This is a genomic window from Neisseria musculi, from assembly GCF_014297595.2.
Taxonomy (GTDB): Bacteria; Pseudomonadota; Gammaproteobacteria; order Burkholderiales; family Neisseriaceae; genus Neisseria; species Neisseria musculi.
The window spans coordinates 2,197,059-2,220,262 of the sequence record NZ_CP060414.2 but is presented as its reverse complement, the minus strand read 5'-3'; the positions used below and the strand labels follow the sequence as shown (position 1 = coordinate 2,220,262).

The 23,204-nt window shown below is 56.2% G+C and carries 19 protein-coding genes and 1 pseudogene; 10 read left to right on the top strand and 10 right to left on the bottom strand.

Annotation, left to right across the window (positions count from 1 at the left end):
• Positions 1-35 precede the first annotated feature (35 nt).
• Positions 36-1,862 (bottom strand): autotransporter assembly complex protein TamA, encoded by a 1,827-nt coding sequence (locus H7A79_RS11485; RefSeq protein ID WP_187000318.1) that lies wholly within the window; start codon positions 1,860-1,862, stop codon positions 36-38.
• A gap of 338 nt (positions 1,863-2,200) precedes the next feature.
• On the opposite strand from H7A79_RS11485, the gene sstT reads away from it, so the two are divergent.
• The 3 genes from sstT to H7A79_RS11470 all read left to right on the top strand — a co-directional run bounded on the left by sstT (position 2,201) and on the right by H7A79_RS11470 (position 4,409).
• Positions 2,201-3,427: a serine/threonine transporter SstT gene (sstT, locus tag H7A79_RS11480; protein WP_187000317.1), complete on the top strand. Its 1,227-nt coding sequence runs from the start codon at positions 2,201-2,203 to the stop codon at positions 3,425-3,427.
• A gap of 204 nt (positions 3,428-3,631) precedes the next feature.
• Positions 3,632-3,958, top strand: coding sequence for a hypothetical protein (locus tag H7A79_RS11475; protein ID WP_187000316.1), 327 nt, complete (start codon positions 3,632-3,634; stop codon positions 3,956-3,958).
• 124 nt (positions 3,959-4,082) lie between these two features.
• On the top strand, positions 4,083-4,409 hold the full coding sequence (locus H7A79_RS11470; protein WP_187000315.1) for a hypothetical protein: 327 nt from the start codon (positions 4,083-4,085) through the stop codon (positions 4,407-4,409).
• 99 nt (positions 4,410-4,508) lie between these two features.
• Here the strand turns inward: H7A79_RS11470 and H7A79_RS11465 are convergent, their stop codons facing one another.
• The 5 genes from H7A79_RS11465 to waaA form a co-directional block, all read right to left on the bottom strand.
• Positions 4,509-5,081, bottom strand: coding sequence for a hypothetical protein (locus tag H7A79_RS11465; protein WP_135034032.1), 573 nt, complete (start codon positions 5,079-5,081; stop codon positions 4,509-4,511).
• Between the two features lie 891 nt (positions 5,082-5,972).
• Complete coding sequence (locus H7A79_RS11460) at positions 5,973-6,131, bottom strand: DUF1328 domain-containing protein (RefSeq protein ID WP_187000314.1); 159 nt, start codon at positions 6,129-6,131, stop codon at positions 5,973-5,975.
• A gap of 372 nt (positions 6,132-6,503) precedes the next feature.
• Positions 6,504-7,235 carry a dienelactone hydrolase family protein gene (locus tag H7A79_RS11455; RefSeq protein ID WP_187000313.1) on the bottom strand — a complete coding sequence of 244 codons (732 nt, stop codon included), beginning with the start codon at positions 7,233-7,235 and terminating at the stop codon, positions 6,504-6,506.
• 334 nt (positions 7,236-7,569) lie between these two features.
• Positions 7,570-7,761 (bottom strand): hypothetical protein, encoded by a 192-nt coding sequence (locus H7A79_RS11450; RefSeq protein WP_187000312.1) that lies wholly within the window; start codon positions 7,759-7,761, stop codon positions 7,570-7,572.
• Between the two features lie 545 nt (positions 7,762-8,306).
• Complete coding sequence (gene waaA, locus H7A79_RS11445) at positions 8,307-9,575, bottom strand: lipid IV(A) 3-deoxy-D-manno-octulosonic acid transferase (protein ID WP_187000311.1); 1,269 nt, start codon at positions 9,573-9,575, stop codon at positions 8,307-8,309.
• Between the two features lie 176 nt (positions 9,576-9,751).
• Between waaA and H7A79_RS11440 the strand changes: the two are divergent.
• Positions 9,752-10,044: pseudogene (locus tag H7A79_RS11440) on the top strand (pseudouridine synthase); the annotation flags it as partial.
• Between the two features lie 104 nt (positions 10,045-10,148).
• Here H7A79_RS11440 and H7A79_RS11435 read toward each other — a convergent pair.
• Together H7A79_RS11435 and H7A79_RS11430 are read right to left on the bottom strand one after the other, a co-directional pair.
• Positions 10,149-11,201 carry an ABC transporter ATP-binding protein gene (locus tag H7A79_RS11435; protein WP_187000310.1) on the bottom strand — a complete coding sequence of 351 codons (1,053 nt, stop codon included), beginning with the start codon at positions 11,199-11,201 and terminating at the stop codon, positions 10,149-10,151.
• Positions 11,198-12,808: an ABC transporter permease gene (locus H7A79_RS11430; protein ID WP_187000309.1), complete on the bottom strand. Its 1,611-nt coding sequence runs from the start codon at positions 12,806-12,808 to the stop codon at positions 11,198-11,200. Before H7A79_RS11430 ends, H7A79_RS11435 begins: the two co-directional genes overlap by 4 nt.
• A gap of 186 nt (positions 12,809-12,994) precedes the next feature.
• On the opposite strand from H7A79_RS11430, the gene H7A79_RS11425 reads away from it, so the two are divergent.
• From H7A79_RS11425 to H7A79_RS11410, 4 genes are all read left to right on the top strand, one after another.
• Positions 12,995-13,984, top strand: a complete 990-nt coding sequence (locus tag H7A79_RS11425) for an extracellular solute-binding protein (RefSeq protein WP_187001708.1) — start codon at positions 12,995-12,997, stop codon at positions 13,982-13,984.
• Positions 13,985-14,226: 242 nt separating this feature from the next.
• Entirely contained in the window at positions 14,227-15,708 is a 1,482-nt protein-coding gene (locus H7A79_RS11420) for an aldehyde dehydrogenase family protein (protein ID WP_187000308.1), read from the top strand.
• A 445-nt stretch (positions 15,709-16,153) separates the two neighbouring features.
• A complete protein-coding gene (locus H7A79_RS11415) occupies positions 16,154-16,909 on the top strand; it encodes a J domain-containing protein (protein ID WP_135034024.1) in 756 nt (251 codons plus the stop codon).
• A gap of 589 nt (positions 16,910-17,498) precedes the next feature.
• Positions 17,499-17,747 carry a hypothetical protein gene (locus H7A79_RS11410; RefSeq protein WP_135034021.1) on the top strand — a complete coding sequence of 83 codons (249 nt, stop codon included), beginning with the start codon at positions 17,499-17,501 and terminating at the stop codon, positions 17,745-17,747.
• A gap of 172 nt (positions 17,748-17,919) precedes the next feature.
• On the opposite strand, the gene H7A79_RS11405 is transcribed toward H7A79_RS11410, so the two are convergent.
• A complete protein-coding gene (locus H7A79_RS11405; protein WP_246407910.1) occupies positions 17,920-19,770 on the bottom strand; it encodes a BCCT family transporter in 1,851 nt (616 codons plus the stop codon).
• Positions 19,771-20,165: 395 nt separating this feature from the next.
• Here H7A79_RS11405 and sodA point away from each other — a divergent pair, with 395 nt between their 5' ends.
• Positions 20,166-20,783, top strand: coding sequence for a superoxide dismutase [Mn] (sodA, locus tag H7A79_RS11400; protein ID WP_187000307.1), 618 nt, complete (start codon positions 20,166-20,168; stop codon positions 20,781-20,783).
• Positions 20,784-21,149: 366 nt separating this feature from the next.
• On the opposite strand, the gene H7A79_RS11395 is transcribed toward sodA, so the two are convergent.
• Positions 21,150-21,401, bottom strand: coding sequence for a BolA family protein (locus H7A79_RS11395; protein WP_135034019.1), 252 nt, complete (start codon positions 21,399-21,401; stop codon positions 21,150-21,152).
• A 599-nt stretch (positions 21,402-22,000) separates the two neighbouring features.
• On the opposite strand from H7A79_RS11395, the gene H7A79_RS11390 reads away from it, so the two are divergent.
• Positions 22,001-22,873, top strand: coding sequence for a mechanosensitive ion channel family protein (locus tag H7A79_RS11390; RefSeq protein ID WP_187000306.1), 873 nt, complete (start codon positions 22,001-22,003; stop codon positions 22,871-22,873).
• Positions 22,874-23,204: the final 331 nt, after the last annotated feature.

Sequence of the window (23,204 nt, the reverse complement as noted above, 5' to 3'; positions counted from 1 at the left end):
TTTTCAGACGGCCTGGCTGTGTGCCGGGAGATATTTCAGAAACGTGTGCCCAGGCTGATGTGCCAGCGCAGTTTTTTATCGTGGTGGCCGTAGGCAATATCGAATGAAAAAGGAGCCACGGGGCTGAACCAGCGGACGCCGACACCCGTGCCGTGTTTGATCGTCATCTTTTTGAAGTTGGGCGCGGCATCGCCCATATCGTGAAACACGGCGGCAGAAAAGCTGCGATTAATCGGATATTGGTATTCGAGGCTGACCACGGCTAATGCACGTTCGGGCAGCACGGAGCCGTTGGGGCCGGCCAAGCCGATGCTGTCGAGCTCGTAGCCGCGGATGGAAGTGGCGCCGCCGGTGCGGAACTGCAGCGAAGAGGGCACTTGTTTGTTTTCTTTGGCATACACATAGCCGATTTGGCCGCGTGCGATAAAAGTGCCGATTTTTTTGTTTTCGGGCGTGAAATAATAGCCCGCGCCGGCGCGCGCGCGCGCAATGGCGGTGGAAGAAAGCAGAGAGCCTAAAGTGGCGCCGATTTTGCCGTCCAAATAATAGCCGTTTTCAGGGCGCAGGGCGGTTTCGATTTCCTGCCGCTTCCACGAGGCGGTGAGCATGGTGGCGTGGCTGCGGCCCAAATCGTAATCGGTTTCGGGCACGCGGCTGCTTTCGGTGAGAAATTCGATGCCGATGCGCGATTCAATGTGGTTGCGGTCGCGCACCCGCCAAATGCCGCTGCTTACGGCGTGTTTCTCAAGGTTTTGGGTGGTGGAGCGGGTGTAGGATACGTTGCTGGTGAGATAATGGCCGTTGCTCTTGCGCGGCTGGCTGATGCCGGCGGCCAATGTGGTTTCGTATTTGTCGGCATCGACCACCAGCGAGCCGACATAGCCGCGGTTGAAGAGATTGTAGTAATCGTAGCCGAGGCGGCCGCCGAAGCCGTATTCGGAATCATAGCGCAGGCCGGCTTCGAATTTGTGCCGTTTCATTTCTTCTACCGACACCATCACCGGCACGCGGTCGCCCTGCATATTGCCGAAATCGGCCTGCACCGATGCGCCTGAATAGTGGCCGTCTTGCTCGAGCGCCTGCTGGTAGTCGAGCAGCTGGTCCAAATCATAGGGCGAGCCGGGTTGGAACTGCGCCATGCCGCGCACCACGCTTTCGGGATAGCGTTGGGTGCCGCTGATGTGGATATCGCCGAAATAAATGGGCCGCTCGCTTTCCACCAGCACGTTTAAATCGGCGGTGTGGGTGTCGGGGTTGATGGTGGCTTGGGTTTGCGAGAGCTTGGCCAGCGGGTATTTTTTGCGGGTAACCGCTGAGAGCACCGAAGTTTTGCTGCTGCTCCACAGGCTTTGGTCGAAATGGCTGCCCACGGGGAGCTGCCAGTTTTCCATCGCGTTTTTGTAGTATTGCGCCAAATCGGCATCTTGCAGCACATCGCCCACAATGGCTACGCCCACATTGTCGATTCGGGTGCGTATTCCGGGGCTGACATCCACCGTGTAACCGCTGCCTTGGGGGGCAACCGTTACTCTGCCGTTGAAATAGCCTTTGGTTTGGAGCATGGTTTGCACGTTGCCGGGCGCTTCTTCGGCCAAAAAGCCGGCCTGCTCACTGTCGAGTTCCTCTTCCTGCTGCTGGACAATCAGCGGCAGGTATTCTTCGAGCATGGTTTTCACTTCTTTATTGTCGGTGCGGATTTCCACCGGATATTTCACCGGCAGTTTTCCGCCGGCCGCCTCGGCGGTTTTTTTCTCGGTTTTTTTTATCGGCACATAATCTTCGGGCGCAGGGTAGGCTGCAAATGCCTGTGTGCAGGCAAGTGAAAGCGTGGAAAGCAGCAGGGTGGCGGTGTATTTTTTCATAAGGTTCGCGCAGGTTGGAAAACGAGCCTGTGGCCGGGCTGCAATTTTAGCATTGTTTCCACTGTTGTCGACAGAAGGCATCCCTGCCGGATAACGCTGAAAATTGAATTGATTGCCGTATGGTTGCCTGCATTGTGCAGGCGGTTGGGTTTGGCGTTTTGTTTTACTTTGGCTTTCAGAATATCGGTTTAAATGGAATATTTCTCAAGAAATTAAAATTTTATTTTTAAAATAAGCATATTTACAGGTTTTTATGCCGTATTTTTACGGGCATAGTTTGTGAAAGGGTTTTATTTTAGAATATCTGCCTTTCTGAACGTTTATTAAGAGGACGAATCATGGCAAGCGGAAATCCCGTGATAGATGCCGTAAACCGCATCAGTTTGGTGCAGCAGATTGTGGCAGGGCTGGTTTTGGGTATGTTGCTGGCGTGGCTGTCGCCTTCGGCGGGCATGGCGGCCGGCCTGTTGGGCAGTTTGTTTGTGGGCGCGCTCAAGGCGGTGGCGCCGGTGCTGGTATTTGTGTTGGTAACGGCGGCCATTTCCCAGCATCAAAAAGGCAGTGAAGCGCATATCAAGCCGATTATCCTGCTTTATGCGGTAGGAACGTTTTTGGCGGCATTGAGTGCCGTGGTTGCCGGTTTTGTGTTTCCCACCGAAATCGCGTTGGTCAATGCTGGCAATGTGGATACCGCACCGCCCTCCGGCATTGTGGAAGTGTTGAAAACCCTATTGATGAATTTGGTGGCCAACCCTGTGGCTGCGGTTGCCAATGCCAACTATATCGGCATTCTGGCTTGGGCGGTTGTGCTCGGTTTTGCGTTGCGCCATGCCTCGGAAAACACCCGTATCATGGTTGCCGATTTGGCCGAATCGGTGTCGAGGATAGTGAAATGGGTTATCCGCTTTGCGCCTTTGGGTATTTTCGGTTTGGTGGCGGCCACCGTTGCCGAAACGGGTTTCGGAGCATTGGTCGGCTACGCACGCCTGTTGGCCGTGCTGCTGGGCTGTATGCTGTTTATCGCGCTGGTGGTAAACCCGGTGATTGTGTGGACGCAAATCCGCAGTAATCCTTACCCGCTGGTGTTCACCTGCCTGCGCGAGAGCGGTGTTACTGCATTTTTCACCCGCTCTTCCGCCGCCAATATTCCCGTGAATATGGCGCTGGCGAAAAAGCTCGGCCTGCATGAAGACACTTATTCGATTTCGATTCCGCTGGGTGCCACGGTAAACATGGCGGGCGCGGCAATCACCATTACCGTGCTGGCCATGGCCGCTGCGCACACTCAAGGCATCCAAATCGACTTTGCCACCGCGCTGCTGTTGAGCCTGGTTGCCACCGTGAGTGCGGCCGGTGCTTCCGGCGTGGCGGGCGGTTCATTGTTGCTGATACCGCTGGCGTGCAGCCTGTTCGGCATTTCCCACGATGTGGCCATGCAGGTGGTGGCAGTAGGCTTTATTATCGGCGTGGTGCAGGATTCTGCCGAAACCGCGCTGAATTCTTCCACCGATGTGTTGTTTACTGCTGCGGCCGACATCGGCCGAAAGCGCAGAGAGAGCTTGTGAACCTTGCTTTGCAACTTGCCCGTTTGCGCCGTTTCCGCTGCATCTGCGCCGCTGTTTCATCATGAGCAGTGTTTCAGAAGCAGCTTTTCAGACGGCCTCGAAGCATACCCGCAAATCAAGCGTGAATATTGATTTTAGTGGATTGCCCATCCAACCCGCTTTGCCGCCATCCGGCGGCAGCGTTTCAAGCATAAGGAAATTCCAATGAAAAAAGCCGCTCTTGCCGTTTTGCTGCTTGCGCCGCCGGCGCTGGCCGACACGGTTGCCGATGAGTTGTTCAGCGCACGCGCTGCCTATCAGGCTGCCTTAAAGGTGCAAAACGGCAGCAGCCGCCGCATTGCCTCGCTGCAATCGGATATTGCATCCGCTCAGCGGCGCATCAAACAGGCGCAGGCCGATATAGAGAAAATGCAGGGAGAGTTGCAGGAAGAAACCGCCAAAAAAGCACAGGCCGACACTACATTGCAGGCAGCAGGCCAACGCCTGGATGCCGCCTGGCAGGCTTCGCGCGATGCGCGCAAGCAGCCGTAGGCCGTCTGAAACAGCATCTGCCGCAGCGGGCAGAGCGGGGCAGGGCGGCCGCCCATATGCTGTGCGCCGGCGGCAATGGCACATTCAGACAACCAACCGCAGCACCGGCGCGGCAGCACAAACCTTGAATCGGCTTGCTCCGGCTCTAGGCCGTCTGAAAAGCCATTCTGAAAAGCCGGGCGGAAAACTGCGAGGCTGCGGCTTGGAGACGCTGTTTGCAGCGGTGCGGCAGCGCCGTTTCAATGCACACCGGCCACAAATGCAAACTAAGGGCGGGAACCTGCCGCCGTTATCGGGGCAGACGCCTATTCAGAGGCGGCCGCCGAAACCTTTGCAAAATTCAAAAAAACACCACAAGAAGTTTTATTTGCCGCTGCGCCCGCCTGCGCGGGAAGCCGGATATTCAGCATTTCAGAATTTTTTCATCCATACTCCAATATTTTTTATCTGAGTTTCCGCCCGCGCGGGAGTGGCGGCATCAAGGCCTTTCAGACGGCCTTAAGGTGTTTTGCAGCGGTTGCGGGCAATATGCAGGCCGTCTGAAAACGGGTCAGCCTTCATGATATTGCCGCTGTTGCACAAAGCGGATATTCACCAGCATGCTGGCGCACACGGCCGCCAGCAACACCAGGCCGTAATGCCCCAACACTTCTGAAAACGGCAGCACCCTGTTCCAAGAGCGGGCAATGCCCAGCCAGCAGGCGAAAATCCAGCTTGCCGAACTGATTGCGCCCACAATCGAAATCTGCACCGAAAGCCCGTAGGGGAAGTCGGCCAGCACGGTTTTTTCCTGCACATGACGGGCGAGCCGGTGCACCAGAAAACCGTTGGCTGCCAACACGCCCACGCAGATAAATTTCACCCACAGCTTGGGGTTGTTTAAATAACCCGGGCTGGTGAGTATGCCGTAAACCACCAGCGCAATGCCTGTGGCCGCCAGCCCCAACAGCCCCCACAATGCCACCTGCTTGGCCTGTTTGATTTGTTGGATCAAATCCTTATCCAGGGGAGAGGTATAGTTTTTCAACAACAGAAAATCGGTGTGCAGCACTTTGGTCAATACGATGCCCGCCAGAATGAAATGGGTGAACACCAGGGCGGTTTTGAAATATATTTCCATCATGATTCCCTTAAAAATTTGAAACAAAAATCTTGTGAGACGGTGTTTCCGCGTGTCTGCATGAGCCTGCCTCAGGGCAGGCGGCGGTTTTCTGTAGGAAAACTTCGTAATAGATTTTCATGCCCGAAGTGCATATCGGGCACAGCCCGGTGTGTTTCCCCGCCCCGGAGAGGCTGCCGGCGGTCAAAATCAAGCCCTGCCTGCGTTGAAAGACGGAGCTTGCGCTGAAAGGAACGGTAACGGGTAATGAATGTGCGATATTAAAATGGCCGTATGAATCAAAGAGAATTTTCTGAAAAAAGGTTAAAAATCAGTATTAATGGTTTGACAAACATGGAGAAGCCGATGGCCTGCCGGCACGCATACGGCGGCAGGGTTGGACGCGGGTAATAAAGTTTCAGTTCGGGCGAAGGGCGGATACGGAAAAAAGCCCGCCTGCGCAAGCGCACCGGAGCCCCGGCAACTACGCCGGAGGCCGTCTGAAACACTGACAGCCGAACCTCAAAGAAGCATAAGGCGGCGCGGCGCAGGCGGCAGTGCCAAGCACCCCTTTTTTGTTTGCGTTGTTTGGCTTGTTTTGCGGGTTGCTTAAAACGGCAGCAGAGCTGGCTCTTTATTGCCGGCACCCTGCGGCAGCGGGAACGGGGCGGATACATTGCCGTGCCGCGCGGCCGGCCGATGCTGCCATGATTGTTGTTTGAAAACGGGCCGGCAACTGCAGTCAGGCCGCAAGGGCGGCCGTTGCCTGAAAAGCGCAAAACCGCAGGGAAGCATCAGGCCGTCTGAAAAACGGGCAAACGTTCTTTCAGACGGCCTGATGTTTGGATGGATGGGCTACGCGGCATTAAGAAACAGGCGTTGTGTGCCCGATATGCCGGTTATGTTTGCGGAGCATCAGCGTTTTCTGCCGAAAATCAGCGAAAGCACACCGAGAACCACAAAACCGAAAAATAAAATTTTTGCGATGCCTGCCGCGCTGTTTGCAATGCCTCCGAAACCGAAAACGGCAGCAATAATGGCAATAACAAAAAACACTACAGCGTAATGAAGCATGATGTTCTCCTTGAGTGGTTTTTCGAATGTCGGTATCTAGGCCGAACCTGCTGCTTTCGGCATGGGTTTAAAAATAATACAAAACGGCAGATTGATATATTGAAAACTGACTTTCACGGAAATCGGCATTCGGGCAATACCCGTGATTCAATATGCCGGGCAATGCGCCGGTTGCCGCCCGCATATCGGCACCGGCCGGGCGGCCTACACTTTGATATGCGGTTCGGGCGGGTTTTGCCGAGCAGCGGTTTCGTGATGTTCAGTGCCGTATGAACATCATGCGGATGCGTTATGCTTTCCGATATTGCCTGCACGCCCAAACCCCGGCGACAGCACAGGCCATGCCAACGTTGCCGTGCTTGGGCAGCGAAATCACAAAGCGCGTTCCAGCAAACCCAGCATATTCTGCCAGGCCGCTTCGGCATCGGCTTCGTTGTAGGCCAAGTCCACACCGTTTTTTTCACCGTTGCGGGTGGCCTGCGGGTTGGTGAAGCCGTGTTTGGCATGGGGGAAAACATCAATATGGTAACGCGCTTGGGCATGATCCATTTCTTGACGGAACGCCTCGACCGCCTCCATCGGCACCATGCTGTCCAGCCCCGCGTGCTCTATCAGCAGCTCGCCTTTGACGCTGCCTTTACGCGCGGGCTCGGGCGTGGCGAGAATGCCGTGGAAACTGGCCACGGCTTTCAAATCTTCGCCACGGCGCGCCATATCGAGCACCACGCGGCCACCGAAGCAGAAGCCGATGGCGCCGATGCGGCTGCCGTCCACTTCGGGCTGCGCGGCCAGGGCCTGCAGGCCGAGGCGGGTGCGCCCGACCAGCGTGGCAGGGTCGGCCAGAGCCGCGCTCATCCATTCGTTGGCTTGGGCGGCATCATCGGTGAGGCGCGCCCCGCCGTATAAATCCATCGCCATTGCGGCATAGCCTTGTTCGGCCAGGCGTTCGGCGGCGCGTTTGGCGTGTCCGCTCAACCCCCACCACTCAGGGGCCACCAGCACGCCGGCCAAACCGCTTTCGGGCTGTTGGGGCAGGCACAGGTAACTTTGCAGGGTAAGACCCTCGGCGGTGGTGTATTCCACGGTGCGGGCAGTAATCGGCATATCAGGCTCCTCTGTGTTGGGTTTCAGACGGCCTCTAGCTTAAATGATGAAACGCAGGCATTCAAGGGTTGCCGGAAAATGCACGGCATGGTTTTGCGCGGCTTCGCTCATCACTTGATACGCCGCATAGCCGCAAACAAACGGGGCAGGCAGTCAAACACCGGCTGTTGCCGCCCGCCTGTGCGCCGCGCGCGGCAGAACAAAAAAACGGTATATCTGAATGGCTGAATGGCCGCGCGGCAGCGGTTTCAAATTGGGGCGGCACAGAATAAGGCCGGCAGCATTGCAGCGGGCGGTCCCGCCGTGGCAGGGTAGTGCTGCCGGTGGTGTTTGATCAAACTTTTTCCATGCTTACCGCTATACGCGCTTGGGCAGGGTCAGGCATACAGACGGCCTGAAACAGATGTTGGCAGCGGGGCGGCTCGTTGCGCCACGGTAAACGCCCGATAACGGCAGGCCGTTTCAGACGGCCGCACCCACCCACCCGCCTGCCGCCATTGTTGCCGTTTTCAGCAGCCCGCCGCACCGGTTCCGAAAATCAAACCGTCCTGCCCGCGAATCCCGAGCCGTCTGAAAACCATGTTTCAGACGGCCTCTTTCACAACCCCGTTCGCCGCAAATGCTCCGCAGCCGCAAACCCCGCAGCCGTAAACCCATGGCCGGCAGTTTCCGGCCGCTGCCTGCTTTTTCCGCACGCCCCTCCAGCCGCTCTGCCGCGCCGGTGTGGGAATAGGGCCACTTTCTCCCGTGTAGAAAGGCCGTCTGAACATTCAGACGGCCTTTGTAGCTTTGGAAACGGGGTTTAGGGCTGAGGCAGGCTGTTGCAGGGTATTCTGCCCATTTGCGCCGCCGGTTCCGCTTGATACAGAGTGAGTCTGCTTCTATTTCCGTTACGGCGTTGCCGCATCTTGGCTAACAGACAACGGTTTTACCGGCCTCCGAAACGGCAGCAGAATCGGTTTGGTATGGTCTGCGGCTTGCTGCCGCCCGGTGCGGAAAATAAAGTGATTCACCATCATGCAGGCTTGGTTCGAGCCGTTTGCCGCCCGCGCAACGGGCTGCACCGCCAAACTATGCCTGCTGCACGGTTTCTGCAATCCGCTCGGCCATTCTGCGGCTGGCACCCCGGTGTTTGCCCACAAACGCTTCGGCGCAGGCGGCATAGCGGCTGCGCAGCGCGGCATCGGAGAGCCATTGCGCGGCGGTGTACTGCCATTCCTGCGCGCTGAACACCTGCCCGGCCGCGCCCGCTTCCACCGCGCCGCGGGCGGCGGCGTCAAAATTATAGGTGGAGGGGCCAAACAGTGTCGGCACGCCGCAGGCCACAGGCTCAATCAGGTTTTGACAGCCTGTATCCACCAAACTGCCGCCCACAAACGCCACATCGGCGGCCAGATAATAAGCCATCAACTCGCCCATGCTGTCGCCTATCCACACTTGGGTGCCGGCGGCGACTGCAGCATTGTCGCTGCGCTTTTGGGCGGTAAAACCCAGCCGCACCGCCGTGTCGAAGGCCGTCTGAAAACGTTCGGGGTGGCGCGGCACGATAACCAGCAGCGCATCGCCGTGATAGGCGCGCCATGCCCGCAGCAGCAGTTCGGCTTCGTCCACGCCCTTATGTTCGCGCGTGCTGCCGCACACCAGCACCGGGCGGTTGCCGGTGCGGTTGCGCAATACCGCCGCCAATTCACGCATACCGGCGGTGGGGGTGATGTCGTATTTGGTGTTGCCGCACACATGCACATTGGACGCGCCGATTAAATGCAGCCGCTCGGCATCGGCGGCAGTTTGCGCATAGCAGCCCCGCAGCGTCTGCATCGCCGGCTCCACCAGGCGGCGCACTTTCAAATAGCCGTTTTGCGATTTTTCCGACAGCCGCGCATTGGCCAAAAACAGCGGCACGCCCTCTTGGGCACAGCCGTGCATCAGATTGGGCCAGATTTCGGTTTCCATCAGAATGCCCAAGCGCGGGCGGTGCTCCCGCAGAAACTGCCCGACCCACTCGGGCTTGTCATAAGGCAGATAACGGCATTGGGCATTGGGATACAGCGCTTGTGCGGCGGCACGGCCGGTGGGCGTCATTTGGGTGAGCAGCAGCGGCGCATCGGGAAAATAGCGGCGCAGTCCGCGTATCAGCGGCTCGGCCGCGCGGGTTTCGCCCACCGACACGGCGTGTACCCACAGCGGCTCCTGCACGGGATCGGCCTGCGCCCCGCCGAAACGTTCGCCCCAGTGCGCCAAATAAGCAGGAGCGGCCTGCGCGCGCTTTTTCAGATAGCGGCGGATAAAAAACGGGGCAGGCTGCCAAAGCAGCGTGTAAAGCCGGCGTGCAGCGTCCATCAAAGCTCCTAACGGTTAGGGTGCCGCCCGCTGCGGCGGCATCCGTTATCCACAAAACTGAAACTGCGCCGCTGGGCAGCGCGCCAAGATGCCGAGTGCACGCGGCAGCATCGGGGTTTCAGGCAAAAGCAGGATTGATTGTAGCGGATTTGCACACGGCAGATAAGGGCTGCCCCGCAGCAACCGCGCGCAGGTTTGAGACAGTGTATGAAGACGATGCCGTGCTGGTTATCAACAAGCCCGCAGGCACGGCAGTGCACGGCGGCAGCGGCGTGAGCTTCGGCGTTATCGAACAACTCCGCCGCTCCCGCCCCGAAGCCGAATATCTCGAACTCGTCCACCGCCTCGAAAAGACACCAGCGGCCTGTTGATGGTTGCCAAAAAACGCAGCGCGCTGGTGAAGCTGCACGAAGCTATCCGCAACAACCACCCGAAAAAAATCTATCTCGCGCTGGGGGTGGGCCGTCTGAAAACGCTCTTGCCGGTTTCAAAATGTTGGACGGCTTGCGGATTGACTGTTGCGGCCGGAAATTCTGCAGGGTTTGGAATGCACGCCGGGCTGCGCAGGGGTGTTCAGACGGCCTGATTTTCTGCGGGGAAGGCGATGAGGTCTTGGATTTCCATGCGGATGCCGATGCGGCTGCCGATAGGGTGGTCGTGGTGGCCGCCGATGTGTGCGGGCACGGTTTCGCCGCTGTCGAGCTTGAGCGTGTAGATAAAGTGGCTGCCTTTGAAGTCTTTGTCGAGCACTTCGGCGGTGATGGGGCTGTGGTGGTCGTGTACGATGTCGTCGGGGCGGATTAATACATCTACTTCGGTGCAGCTTTGGCAGCCCAAAGGCACGGTGCCGCAGAATTCGCCTACGGTCAGCTTCACGCAGTTTGTGCCGCTTACCCGGCCGCGCAGCATCACGCTGGTGCCGATAAAGCGGGCGGTGTGGGCATCGGCGGGGCGGTGGTAGAGGTTGTAGGGGGTATCCCACTGTTTCAGACGGCCTTCGTGCATGATGCCGATTTTGTCGGCCATGGCGAAGGCTTCCTGCTGGTCGTGGGTAACCAAAACGGCACTGGTTTGTTCCTGCTTGAGCAGTTGGCGCACTTCTTTGGACAGGCGGGCGCGCAAATCGGCATCGAGGTTGGAAAACGGTTCGTCCAGCAGAATCAGGCCGGGCTTGGGCGCGAGTGCGCGTGCGAGTGCAACGCGCTGCTGCTGGCCGCCGGAGAGTTGGTGGGGATAGTGGTTGCCGTATTCGGGCAGGCCGGTGAGCGCCAGCAGCCCGTTAACGCGCTGCGCTTGTGCGGCGGCGCTCTGCCCGCTCAGCCCGAAGGCGATATTCTGCGCTACGGTGAGATGGGGGAACAGGGCGTAGTCTTGAAATACCATGCCGATGCGGCGTTGGTGCGGCGGCGTGAAGCTGCGGCCGTCTGAAAGGGTTTGCCCTTTGAGGGTGATGCTGCCGCTGTTTGGCTGCTCGAAGCCGGCTATCGCGCGCAGGGCGGTGGTTTTGCCGCAGCCGGAGTGGCCCAGCAGGCAGGCGATTTCGCCTTCTGCCAGCTTAAATCCGAAATCCTGCAGCACGGGCTTGGCGCCGAATGAGAGGCTCAGTTGCGAAACGTTTAAAATCATGGGTTTTGCTCCGTGCGCGAAAACAGGATAACGGGAACCAGGCCGGTTAAAACAATCAGCAGTGCCGGCAGCGCGGCGTTGGCGTATTGCCCTTCGATGGTAAACATGTAAACGCGCACGGCCAGGGTGTCCCAATCATAGGGGCGCGTCATCAGCGTTATCGGCATTTCTTTCATGATATCGACAAATGCCATCAACACTGCTGTTCCGAGCGAGCCTTTGAGCAGCGGCAGATAAATCCGCCGCAACACGCCGGCTCCGGTGCAGCCCAGCGAGCGCGCTGCTTCGGCCTGCGAGGGGCTGATGCGTTCCAAACCGGCTTCCACCGCTGCATAAGCCACCGCCAGAAAACGAATCAGGTAGGCGGCCAGCATCACGGCCAGGGTGCCTTTGAAAACGGCAGTGGTGCCTTCGGGTAGTTTGAGATAGCTAATCAATACATTGTCGAACCACGCCACCGGCACAAACACGCCCACTGCCAGCACGGTGCCGGGAATGCCGTAACCCAGCGTGGCAATGCGGGCGGCCACGGCGGCAAAGCGGCTTTTGTCGGCGCGTTTGGCCAATGCCAGCAGCAGGGCGGCAGCGGCGGTGAGCAGGGCGGCGGCCAGGCCGGCGGCAAACGAATGCCAGGCGTTGAGCCACAGGGTGGTATTAAAGCCGTCGTTGCGGGTTTCGTATGCCCAAAAGCCCAGCTGCACCAGCGGAATCAGAAAGGCAAAAGTCAGAATCAGGCTGCAATAGAGTGTTGCCAGCCATTTGCGGCCGTCTGAAAGCGGTCTGCAGCGGTGTTGCTGCGCCTTGCCCGGTTGGCTGAAACGGCGGTTGCCGCGGCCGAGCTGCTCGAGCGCCAGCAACACGAACACCAGCGCAATCAGCAGGGCGGCGAGCTGTTTGGCGGTTTCGAGCGAGTAAAAATCGAACCAGGCCTGATAAACGGCGGTGGTGAAGGTGTCATAGCCAAACACGGAAACGGTGCCGAAATCGGCCAACACTTCCATCAGCGCCAAAATCACGCCGCCGGCAATCCACGGCCGCGCCATCGGCAGCGCCAGCCTGAAAAATGCGTGCGCGGGCGAAAGCCCCAACGATGCACCGGCTTCGAGTGCGCGCTGCCCCATGCTGGAAAAAGCATTGCGCGCCAGCAGGTAAACATAGGGATAAAAGGTGAGGCTCATCACCGCAGCCAGCCCGGTGCCGTTGCGGATGTCGGGAAAAAGCTGCACGATGCCGTAATGCGTGCGCATCCAGCTGTTGAGCGGGCCGCTGTAGTCAAACAAACCGATTTGGGTAAACGCCAACACATAAGCCGGCACGGCCAGCGGCAGCATCATCGCCCAAAAGAAAAAACGCCGCAGCGGAAAATCATACATCGCGGTCAGCCATGCCGCTGTGGTGCCCAACACTGCCGTGCCGGCACCCACACCCGCCACCAGCCACAGCGTGTTTTTCAGCAGCTCGGGCAGTTGGTATTCGAGCAGAAATGCCCAAATTTCAGCGTCAAATTCTCCCAAGGCCGCCACAATCACAGCCAGAGGGATCACAACAAACGCAATGCAGGCCGCCAGCCACAAACGCGGCAGCAGTTTGAATGCAGGGCTACTCATAACTTTTCAGACGGCCTCAGCTAAAAAACAGCGCGTATTATCGTTGCCGCTGCTTCAGAATGCAAACCAAACAAGCAAATACAGCAATAAATGATAATTTATATTGTTATGATGCGGAATGTCATTTAGAATAGCCCCTGCAGTATAAAAATATTTTAAGTAACTATATAGAAAGAGAAAATCATGATGAAAAAAGCCCTTGCCGTTTCTGTTGCCCTGCTGGCAGCCGCGCCTGCGTTTGCCGAGGAGCTGGTGGTGTATTCTTCGCGCGCCGACAACCTGCTGCGCCCCGTGGCCGAAGCCTATCAGAAAAAAACCGGCGTAAACATCAAGCTGGTAAACGATAAAGCCGGCCCCTTGATGGAAAAGCTCAAAGCCGAAGGCAGCAACAGCCCTGCCGATGTGTTTATCACCGTTGATGGCGGCAACCTGTGGCAGGCCACCCAGATGGGGTTGCTGCGGCCAATTGATTCTGCCGTGCTCAAAGGCAATATTCCTGCCAACCTGCGCGATCCCAAAAACCATTGGTACGGCCTTTCCGTGCGCGCCCGCACCATTTTCTACAACACCGCCAAAGTGAAGCCGGCCGAGCTTTCCACCTATGCCGCGCTGGCCGACCCCAAATGGAAAGGCCGCCTGTGCCTGCGCACCTCCAACAATGTGTATAACCAATCTTTGGTCGGCACCATGATTGCCAACCAAGGCCAGGGCAAAACCATGCAAACCGTTAAAGGCTGGGTGGCCAACCTCGCTGCCCAACCCTTCCCGGACGACACCTCCCTGCTGGAGGCCATCGGCGAAGGCCGCTGTGATGTGGGCATTGCCAACACTTATTATTTCGGCCGTTTGTCGGATAAAAAGCCCAATCTGCCCATCGGCGTATTTTTTGCCGACCAACAGAGTAAAGGCACCCATGTAAACGTATCCGGTGCAGGCGTGGCCAAACACAGCAAAAAAGCTGCCCAAGCGCAGAAATTTATCGAATGGCTCAGCGGCAGCGAGGCGCAAAACCTGTTTGCCGACCTCAACCACGAATATCCCGCCAATCCGAAAATCAGCCCCGACCCGAAAGTAGCCAAATGGGGCAGATTCAAACAAGACATCATTAATGTATCCGTGGCCGGCAGCAACCAGAAAAAAGCCGTGATGCTGATGAAGCAGGCCGGATATAAATAAGGTTTGCTTTCAAACCGGGCATGTTTTGATGACAGGCCGTCTGAAAGGCTTCCAGACGGCCTTTTACCCGGCCTTGCTTTTCACCTTGTCAGCCAAACACACAATAAAACACAACGATCCATAACCATCTTGGTGCAAGCACTTCAAAACATTATGGGCGGCAACGCTTGAATCCGACCGCAAAAAATATTATTCTGCACCCCAAGACCTAGGCTTATCCCCAAAAAACCAGGAGAAATATCATGGCAAAAAATCTGAATGTGTTTGATCAAGAATACGGTCTGCTGATCAACGGTGAATGGACCAAAGGCAGCAAAGGCGAAACCATGGTTTCATACAACCCCGCCAACGGCGGGGCGTTGGCCAAGTTTATCGATGCTGCCGATGAAGATGTGGATGCCGCTGTGGCCGCCGCACAGCAGGCATTCAAAACCTGGCGCAAAACCACCGCTGCCGAGCGCGCCGCCATTCTCAACAAAATCGCCGATGTTATCGATGAAAACGCCGAGCTGTTTGCCCTGCAGGAAACGCTGGACAACGGCAAACCCATACGAGAAACGCGTGCCGCCGATATTCCGCTGGCTGCCGACCACTTCCGTTATTTCGCCGGCGTGATACGAGGCGAAGAGGGCACCTGCAACCAGCTTGATGAAGAAGATTTTTCTATCGTGTTGCGCGAGCCTATCGGCGTGGTCGGCCAGATTATCCCGTGGAACTTCCCCTTCCTGATGGCCGCCTGGAAAATCGCCCCCGCGCTGGCCGCCGGCTGCACCATCGTTATCCACCCCTCTTCGAGCACTTCGCTGAGCCTGCTCTCGTTTGCCCAAAAAGTGAACCACCTGCTGCCCAAAGGCGTGCTCAACATCATCACCGGCAAAGGCTCGAAATCCGGCGAATATATGCTGCACCACAAGGGCTTCAACAAGCTGGCGTTCACCGGCTCCACCGCCGTAGGCCGCCGCATCGGTATCGCCGCTGCCGAAATGCTGATTCCCGCCACGCTCGAATTGGGCGGCAAATCGGCCAATATCTTCTTTGACGACATGCCTTTCGACAAAGCCCTCGAAGGCGCGCAAAAAGGCATTTTGTTCAACCAGGGCCAAGTGTGCTGCGCCGGCTCGCGCATTTTCGTGCAGGAAGGCATTTACGATAAATTCGTTGCCGCCCTTGCCGAAGAATTTAAAAAAGTGAAAGTCGGCCTGCCGTGGGAAGACGACACCCAAATGGGCGCGCAAGTAAACGCCAACCAGGTGGAAACCATTCTGAACTATGTGAAAATCGGCCAACAGGAAGGCTGCCGCATCATCACCGGCGGCAAAAAAGTGGAAGGCAGCCTGGCCAAAGGCGAGTTTGTCGAACCCACGCTGATTGCCGCTGACAGCAACGATGCGCGCGTGTCGCAAGAAGAAATCTTCGGCCCGGTGGCCACTGTGATTAAGTTTAAAACCGAAGAGGAAGTGGTGAAAATGGCCAACGAATCCGAATACGGCTTGGGTGGCGCGGTATGGAGCAAAGACATCAACCGCTGCCTGCGCGTATCGCGCGCGCTGGAAACCGGCCGCGTTTGGGTAAACTGCTACAACCGCCTGCCCGCAGGCGCACCGTTCGGTGGCTATAAAACCTCCGGCATCGGCCGAGAAACCCACAAAATGATGCTGGCCGCCTATACCCAGGTGAAAAACATCTACATCAGCACCCGCGAAGAGCGCGAGGGCATGTATTAAGGCCGTTTTCCGCATGTGAAGTATCAGCCCGCAACAAGGCCGTCTGAAACCGTTTTCAGACGGCCTGAATCGTTGGAAAATCCAAAAAGCACGGCAAGACAAACTTGGCAAAACGCTTATCTGCCGCCATTGTTTTCGCAAGCCTGCTGAGCTGCCCCGCGTACAGACGAAAAATCAAACGTTTGGTTTATCAGCAATTGTTTAACTGAGATTTTAATATTTTTTCATCCCGATTCCCTCTGCACAGCGAAGGGCGCGGGGCGTGTATTAAATTTGCTTCCCGGGCATTTGAGAAGCATCTATGTTGCAACAAGGCCGTCTGAAACCGTTTTCAGACGGCCTGAAGGCATTTTGACAAAGGCATCGGCCTTTTATCCGATATACCACCTGTTTTGGCCGAAAATTGAATATAATCACGGCTTTCCATCTCCATACGGCGGGCAGGATGTCGAAGCGCATACGCACCCATTACGACAACCTCAAGGTGGCGCAAGATGCGCCGATTGAGGTGATTCGTGCCGCCTACCGTTCGCTGTGCAAAAAATACCACCCCGACCAAAACCGCGACAATCCCGATGCCGGCCGCATCATGAGTTTGGTGAACCGCTCGTATGCCGTGCTGTCCGACCCCGGGCAGCGGCGCGCCCACGATGAGTGGATTGCCGCACACACAGAGCGCGGGCAGCCGGTTTCTTCACCGATGCCGCCAAACCGCCCCCCTAACCCCGGCCTGTTTGCCCAAGCCCTTCGTGCGCGGCGTTTGTGGCTGGGGCTGCTGGTTTTTGCCGCCTTAATCGGCGGACTGTTCCTGCTGGCCGGCCGGCAGCGCGAAGCCGCCGCCGATATGCCCGTTGTACGCGCCGACACCGCTCCGGCCGGTTATCCCGAATTTGCGCAATATATGGCCGGCTACCCCGTGTTGGCCGAAACGGGCAACGGCATGGTGAAAATCGACAACCGCGCCAACCGCTCTGCGGTGTTGGTGCAGGTTTATCACGAACGCGGCAACAGTGCCGTCCGCACTATCTATATCCCCCCGCGAGCAGACTTTACCGCATTCAAACTGCCCCCGGGCAGCTACCGCGTCCGCTACCGCCCGCCGGAGGGCGGCAGTTGGAAAAATGCCGCTTTCACGCTTTCAGACGGCCAAAACCAAGCGGCGGCGGTGCGGCTGGAAAACAGCCGTGCCGATGTGCCGTGAGGCCGTCTGAAAGCCGCTCGGGTGCAATGGGTGCAATGATGGATTAGAAAGCTCCCGTGATTTCAGATTTATGCAGTGATTGCAGGATCTTTCAGACAGCGTGAACCGCTGCGGCGTTGCCGGGTTTGGGATTGAAAAAAACGGTTTGCCGGCCGTCTGAAAGGCGGCCGGGCAATATGGCCGGTTGGCGTTGGGAGGTCAGGCGTTTGCTTTGAAATAATTTTTTAATGTTGAACGGCATGAATGCCGATCATAAAACACAGGAGCAGCAAATGAACAAGCTGAAAACCGGCATGGGCTTATGCCTGATATTCGGATGGATAACGGTGGCGGGTGCGGAAATTCCGGCGCAAAAACCGATGGGAAAAAAATGATGGTAAAAGCATCAGCATCAGGCAGAAAAACGAAGCGGCAACAATAGCCGAAAAATTTATCAATGATTATAAAAGGCCGTATCCATGAAAAGCACCGGCTGTCTTTACCTGTTACGGAAAATTTCCGCAAAACTTATCAGGAAAGAAGCAGGGCGTTGGAATTGGCAGAACAAGCTCTTGAAAACAAAAAACTTTCCAAATCGGAAAGAAAGCTTTTGAATCAATACAGAGGCATTGAATATGATGCGTTACTGGGCGCGGCATTATTGGATGTTTCTCCCGAACATTTTGATTTCAAAGTAAAAAACCGGAATGGGAAAACCGGAATCATGGTGTTGCGGGATAATGTAAAACCTGAATTTGCCGTGCACGCAGACGGCAAACCCGTCAATATCGAAGTGAAACTGAGATTAATCAAATCAAAGGGAAAATGGCTGATAGACGGAGTCGGAAACGAAATATGAAAAAACGGCTTTAAAATATGGGGCATCGGCCTGCTTTGCCGAACCATAGCCGTTTGCAGCAACTATGGGGCAGGGCGGCCGCCTTGCTTTTGTTTGATTTAATCCGCAATCATCCCCAAGCGGCAATATGCTGTTTCTGCTGCTTGGGGAGGTTTTTTCAGACGGCCTCTTTTCAGATTCGGCTGTTTTTGTCTTTAGAGGCTTCTTCTTCGCCGCTGCTTTGGCGCAGTTCTTCATACACCGCCTGCTGCGCCAACACCGAGCCTTCGGGAGCCTGGGTGGTTTCGCCGCGTTCCCACGGGGCGTTGGCGGGAATTTCTTCGATGTGGATGGTTCTCAGCGAATAATCGGGTTGGTAGTGCAGATCGTATTTTGCGGCTTTAATCACGGCCAGCATCTGCATACTCATGATCACCAGCAAGGGTGCGCCGGCAAAGATAGAGGCCGTCTGAAGGGTGGCAAGGCCGCCGATAAACATCAGTGCGGCAGGCAGTATGCACAGGGTAAATGCCCAAAACAGACGATTCCAGCGGTGCGGTTCGCCGTCCACTTCGTTTTGCACCACTGAGGCGAGAATGTAGGAAATGCTGTCGAAAGTGGTGGCAGTAAAAAGCACGGCCAGCACGATAAACACGCCGATTACAAATTTGGCCGCAGGCAGGGTGTTCAACACGGCAAAGATGGCGGCGGTGGCGCCTTTGTCGTTCAACACCGACACCACATCAAGCGCGCCGGTTAATTGCAGATACATGCCGTAGTTGCCCAAAATAATGAAAAACACCGCGCAGCCGAGCGAGCCGTAAAACATCGAGCCTACGGTCATCTGGCGGATGGTGCGGCCTTTGGAGATTTTGGCGATAAACAGGCCGATGGTGGGGGCAAACACCAGCCACCACGCCCAGTAGAAAATCGTCCAGTCTTTGGGAAAGCCGGTATTTTTGAAACCCTGCTGCTCAAACCCGGCAAACGATTCTGTCCAAGTCATCATGGCTGCCATTTGGGTGAGTGAACGGCCGAGGCTCTCCAGCCCCACATTTAAAATAAATACCGTAGGCCCCACACACAGCACAAACACCAAAAAGGCAATGGCGAGATAAAAATTGATGTTGGAGAGCTTTTGAATGCCGCCGCGCAAGCCCTGGTAGGCGCTATAGGCAAAGATGGAAGTGGTAACCAGCAGCACCACCAGCTGGGTGCCGAGGCTGTTGGCGATGCCGAACAGCTCATAGAGCCCTTCGCCTATCATCGGCGAGGCCAGCCCCAGCGAAGTGGCGCCGCCGCCTATCATGCCGAACACGAAAAACACGTCTATCAGCTTGCCCCAGTTGCTTTTGGTAAAGCGTTCGCCCAAGAGCGGCATCAGGCTTTGGCTCACTTTCAACACAGGCGAATTGCGCACATGGGCGAAATAGGCGATGGCCACCGAAGGCACCAGATAAATTGCCCAAGCCACAGGTCCCCAGTGAAACAGGCCGTAGGTGCTGGCCCAGCGCACGGCATCGGGCGAGCCCGGCTCCAGCCCGAACGGCGGCCCTTGCCAGTAATACACCCATTCCACGATGCCCCAATACATCACGCCCGAGCCGATGCCGCCGCAAAACATCATCGCCGCCCAAGAGCCGGTTTTAAACTCCACCTCGTCTTCGGGCTTGCCCAGTTTGATGTTGCCGATGTCGGAAAACGAAATATAAACTACAAAAATAAACGCCAGCACGCCGAAGGCCAAATAGCCCACACCGAGCTTGCCGGTAACGAAAGATTTGGTAACCGCCACCCAGTCGGCACCCTGCTGCGGAAACACCACCAGCGGCACGGTAATGGCAAACAGAATCACCAACACACCGAAAAACGTGAATGTGTCGATGCGGGTGTCGGGTGTGGCTGTTGCGCCGTGCGGGCGGAAATTTTTATCGGCATCAAACATGCCCAAATGCCGGTAAGACATCTGGCGGCGTGCGGGCTTATAGCGGAACTCGATGCGCTTGGGGTCGGACGGGTTGGGATTTTGCTTGTGAACAGACAATGTTGGCTCCTTAATTTGGTTATGTCGTGAGTGCAATGTCGGTTTTCGCTGAGGGCTTCCTGGTGCAGGATATCGTTATTTTCATGCGGAAGCCGGAAAGGTAAGAATGTTTTTTATAATAAAATGAACAGTTTGTAAACAAAAATCAACGTGCCGCCATCATATTTAAACCATAGTGTTTTGAATTTAAACAAAAATAACAAATTTATTAAAAACTTGCCCGGATCTGGCAGGCCGTCTGAACCATCACCGAATCAGAATCAAAAACCCCGCAAACCATAAGGGCTTTCCCGCTTGCAGCACCGCCCGATAATTGGCTAGTATCAGCAATCTGCCGGAGCGTGCCCGCACGTTTTCGAGCTTACCGTTTTGAATCCCATGTTAAGGAGAACACCATGGCCTACACCCTGCCCGAACTCGGCTATGCCTACGATGCGCTCGAGCCGCATTTTGACGAAGCAACCATGAATATCCACCACAGCAAACACCATCAGGCTTATGTGAACAACGCCAATGCCGCGCTGGAATCGCTGCCCGAATTTGCCGCACTCAGCCCCGAAGAGCTGGTTTCACGCCTGAGCGAGCTGCCCGCCGACAAACAAACCGTGTTGCGCAACAATGCCGGCGGCCACGTAAACCACACCTTTTTCTGGAAAAACCTGAAAAAAGGCACCGAACTGAAAGGCGCGCTGAAAACAGCCATCGAGCGCGATTTCGGCTCGGTTGATGCATTCAAGGCCGAATTTGAAAAGGCCGCCGCAAGCCGTTTCGGCTCGGGCTGGGCATGGCTGGTGTCAGACGGAGGCCGCCTGAAAGTGGTGTCCACCCCCAACCAAGACTCCCCGCTGATGGGCGAAGCCGTTGCCGGCTGCAAAGGTTATCCGATTATCGGTTTGGACGTGTGGGAACACGCCTACTATTTGAAATTCCAAAACCGCCGCCCCGACTACATCAAAGAATTTTGGAACGTGGTAAACTGGGACGAAGCCGCCAAACGTTTCGAATCCCAATAACCTGCCGCACCCATGCAGAAGGCCGTCTGAAAAAATATTTCAGACGGCCTTTCGACAATCCAACCCCAACTTTTGCAATAATCAAAAAACACCACGGAAATTTATCTGACGGCACGGTGGCGGCATTGCACCCTTTCAGACGGCTTTCGGACATTTTGCCTGCCGGAAAAGGCCGGTCTGCTTTCACCTGCGCTACCGCAAGGTTTTTGTTTTGCCGGCGCCGGCGGTTTGGCGTATGCCCGAAATGATGCGGCGTTACCGCGCTTTCGACATTTGCGGCTGCCCTAAAAAATCTCCAAACAGGGATTCGGGAAGTGGGGGGCGGGCAAAAATGAAAAGTGCAAACAATGCCCGATATGCCAAGCCTCAACCGGGCTGCTTTTGCGCCCATTCGGCGGGGGTGGCGGCTGCGGCAATCGAGAGCGCGTGCAGCTCGTTGCTGGCGAGCTGTTCCGCCAGGCCGTCTTTAATCAGGCGGTGGCGGGCGAGGCGGGGTTTGCCTTCAAATGCAGAGGAAACGATGCGGGCGAAAAAATGGTGGCCGTCGCCTTCCACCTCCACATATTCGCACGGCACCACGGTTTCAATCATGGTTTTTACTTGTTCGGGGCTGAGCATGGCGGTTCCTTTGAAATTTTTGGCGGCACGGGGTGCCTGTAAAATGCGGGCATTATATAGCGGATTGGCGCATTTTCAACACAGGGCGGCAGGCCGCCGCCGCAAAAGCAGGGTGAATCTGCAACAGTTGCCGGTTTGCCGCTTCATTATTTTTCAGACGGCACGGGGTCTTTGAAAATCCATTCAGGCCGTCTGAAATCTTCCACTATCGCCATTTCCGCCTGCGGCACCCGGCTGTTTTTTGCAAGTTATTGAAATAAAATACTTAACGGTTTTGAGGCCGGATTCCCGCCGGCGCGGGAATGAGGGCTTGAGCATTTCAGACGGCATGAAGGGTATTTTTGCAAAGGTCTCGGCCTTATAATAAAGGCCGGAATTTTTGCAGCATGCAAAAACGCTGTAAGGATTTTACCTGCCGCCGTTTCGGCGCAGCCGGGCGTTTGGCGCGGGGGTGGGTTTAATCGATATTTCGATATTTTTTATTATCCGGATTCTGCTTACGCGGGCAAACGGTATTTAAGCTTTTCAGACGGCCTGAAGATGTTTTGCAAAGGCCGCCGGTCCGTTTGAAAACATCATTTGGGGGGCACCAAACAACAATGTGGGAAACATTCAACCAATATATTCAAAACGGCCCGGTGAAGGCAGAGGTGCTGGAATCGGCCGTTATGATTGTCGGCATACTGCTGCTGCGCGGCGTGGTGCTTCAGGCGCATTTCCGCAGAAACCCCTCGATGGAAATCGAAGAAAAACGCCGCTGGGTGGTAACCAGCCGCAACATTACCCTGATTATGGCGGTGTTCGGGCTGGCGATTATCTGGGCGGCGCAGATTCAAACGCTGGCGTTGTCGATGTTTGCCGTGGCCGCCGCCATCGTGCTGGCCACCAAAGAGCTGATTATGTGTTTGTCGGGCAGCCTGCTGAGGGCATCGACCAAACAATATTCGGTGGGCGACTATATCGAAGTCAACGGCCTGCGCGGGCGGGTGGTCGATATCAACCTGCTCAACACGCTGATGATGCAGATAGGTCCCAATCCGCTGGTGGGGCAGTTGAGCGGCAAAACCGTGTCGTTTCCCAACAGCCTGCTGCTGTCGTATTCGGTGCAGCGCGACAACGTGCTGGATATTTATGTGATTCACACGTTTGAAATTCCGGTGCCGATTCATTTGGATTCCGATGCCATTGTTCCCGCGCTCGAGAAGCAGCTCGAACGCTTGTGCGCGCCTTATATCAAGGCAATCGACCGGCATTTGGAGGCGGTGCAGACGCAAAAGCTGTTTATCACGCCCGCCGCCGAGCCGCGCATCACCCGCGTGCCGCGCGATGACAAGGTTTACAATATTGTGGTGCGCTTTGCCTCGCCGGTGCAGCGGCGGCTGGAAATACAGCAGTCGGTGTTGGACGAATTTATCCGCGTGCAATACCGCCTGCTCAATCCCGCCGGCAGCGGCGGGTCGGAATCTTCATGAAAGCCAATAAACCAAGCTGTCTGCAAAGATTATAATTATCTGTTTTTAAATTATTTTTGTGGTTTTGAGAGAGCGGGAACCACGGCCGTCCGAATGTTTCAGACGGCCTATAGCGAATCCGCTCCAGCTCCGCCGCAAGGCGCAGGCCGCAGCCATGCCTAACGTCAATCAAGTGGATGCGCAACAGCTTGCAAAATCCGCAAGGCGTTGCTTTCCAAAGCATTCTTTCCGTGGCTTTTGAGAGGGCATCACGGTATCCGGATATTTCAGACGGCCTCACAGACTCTGCCCGGGTTTGAACCCGCTTGAGTGCTTGACAGCAGATTCGGCA

What these genes read in the sequence shown, in the direction of transcription:
- H7A79_RS11435 (WP_187000310.1), bottom strand. Translation starts at nt 11,201, where the DNA reads ATGATTTTAAACGTTTCGCAACTGAGCCTCTCATTCGGCGCCAAGCCC.
- waaA (WP_187000311.1), bottom strand. Translation starts at nt 9,575, where the DNA reads ATGGACGCTGCACGCCGGCTTTACACGCTGCTTTGGCAGCCTGCCCCG.
- H7A79_RS11420 (WP_187000308.1), top strand. Translation starts at nt 14,227, where the DNA reads ATGGCAAAAAATCTGAATGTGTTTGATCAAGAATACGGTCTGCTGATC.
- H7A79_RS11390 (WP_187000306.1), top strand. Translation starts at nt 22,001, where the DNA reads ATGTGGGAAACATTCAACCAATATATTCAAAACGGCCCGGTGAAGGCA.
- H7A79_RS11460 (WP_187000314.1), bottom strand. Translation starts at nt 6,131, where the DNA reads ATGCTTCATTACGCTGTAGTGTTTTTTGTTATTGCCATTATTGCTGCC.
- H7A79_RS11395 (WP_135034019.1), bottom strand. Translation starts at nt 21,401, where the DNA reads ATGCTCAGCCCCGAACAAGTAAAAACCATGATTGAAACCGTGGTGCCG.
- H7A79_RS11475 (WP_187000316.1), top strand. Translation starts at nt 3,632, where the DNA reads ATGAAAAAAGCCGCTCTTGCCGTTTTGCTGCTTGCGCCGCCGGCGCTG.
- H7A79_RS11430 (WP_187000309.1), bottom strand. Translation starts at nt 12,808, where the DNA reads ATGAGTAGCCCTGCATTCAAACTGCTGCCGCGTTTGTGGCTGGCGGCC.
- sstT (WP_187000317.1), top strand. Translation starts at nt 2,201, where the DNA reads ATGGCAAGCGGAAATCCCGTGATAGATGCCGTAAACCGCATCAGTTTG.
- H7A79_RS11455 (WP_187000313.1), bottom strand. Translation starts at nt 7,235, where the DNA reads ATGCCGATTACTGCCCGCACCGTGGAATACACCACCGCCGAGGGTCTT.
- H7A79_RS11425 (WP_187001708.1), top strand. Translation starts at nt 12,995, where the DNA reads ATGAAAAAAGCCCTTGCCGTTTCTGTTGCCCTGCTGGCAGCCGCGCCT.
- H7A79_RS11415 (WP_135034024.1), top strand. Translation starts at nt 16,154, where the DNA reads ATGTCGAAGCGCATACGCACCCATTACGACAACCTCAAGGTGGCGCAA.
- H7A79_RS11465 (WP_135034032.1), bottom strand. Translation starts at nt 5,081, where the DNA reads ATGATGGAAATATATTTCAAAACCGCCCTGGTGTTCACCCATTTCATT.
- H7A79_RS11485 (WP_187000318.1), bottom strand. Translation starts at nt 1,862, where the DNA reads ATGAAAAAATACACCGCCACCCTGCTGCTTTCCACGCTTTCACTTGCC.
- sodA (WP_187000307.1), top strand. Translation starts at nt 20,166, where the DNA reads ATGGCCTACACCCTGCCCGAACTCGGCTATGCCTACGATGCGCTCGAG.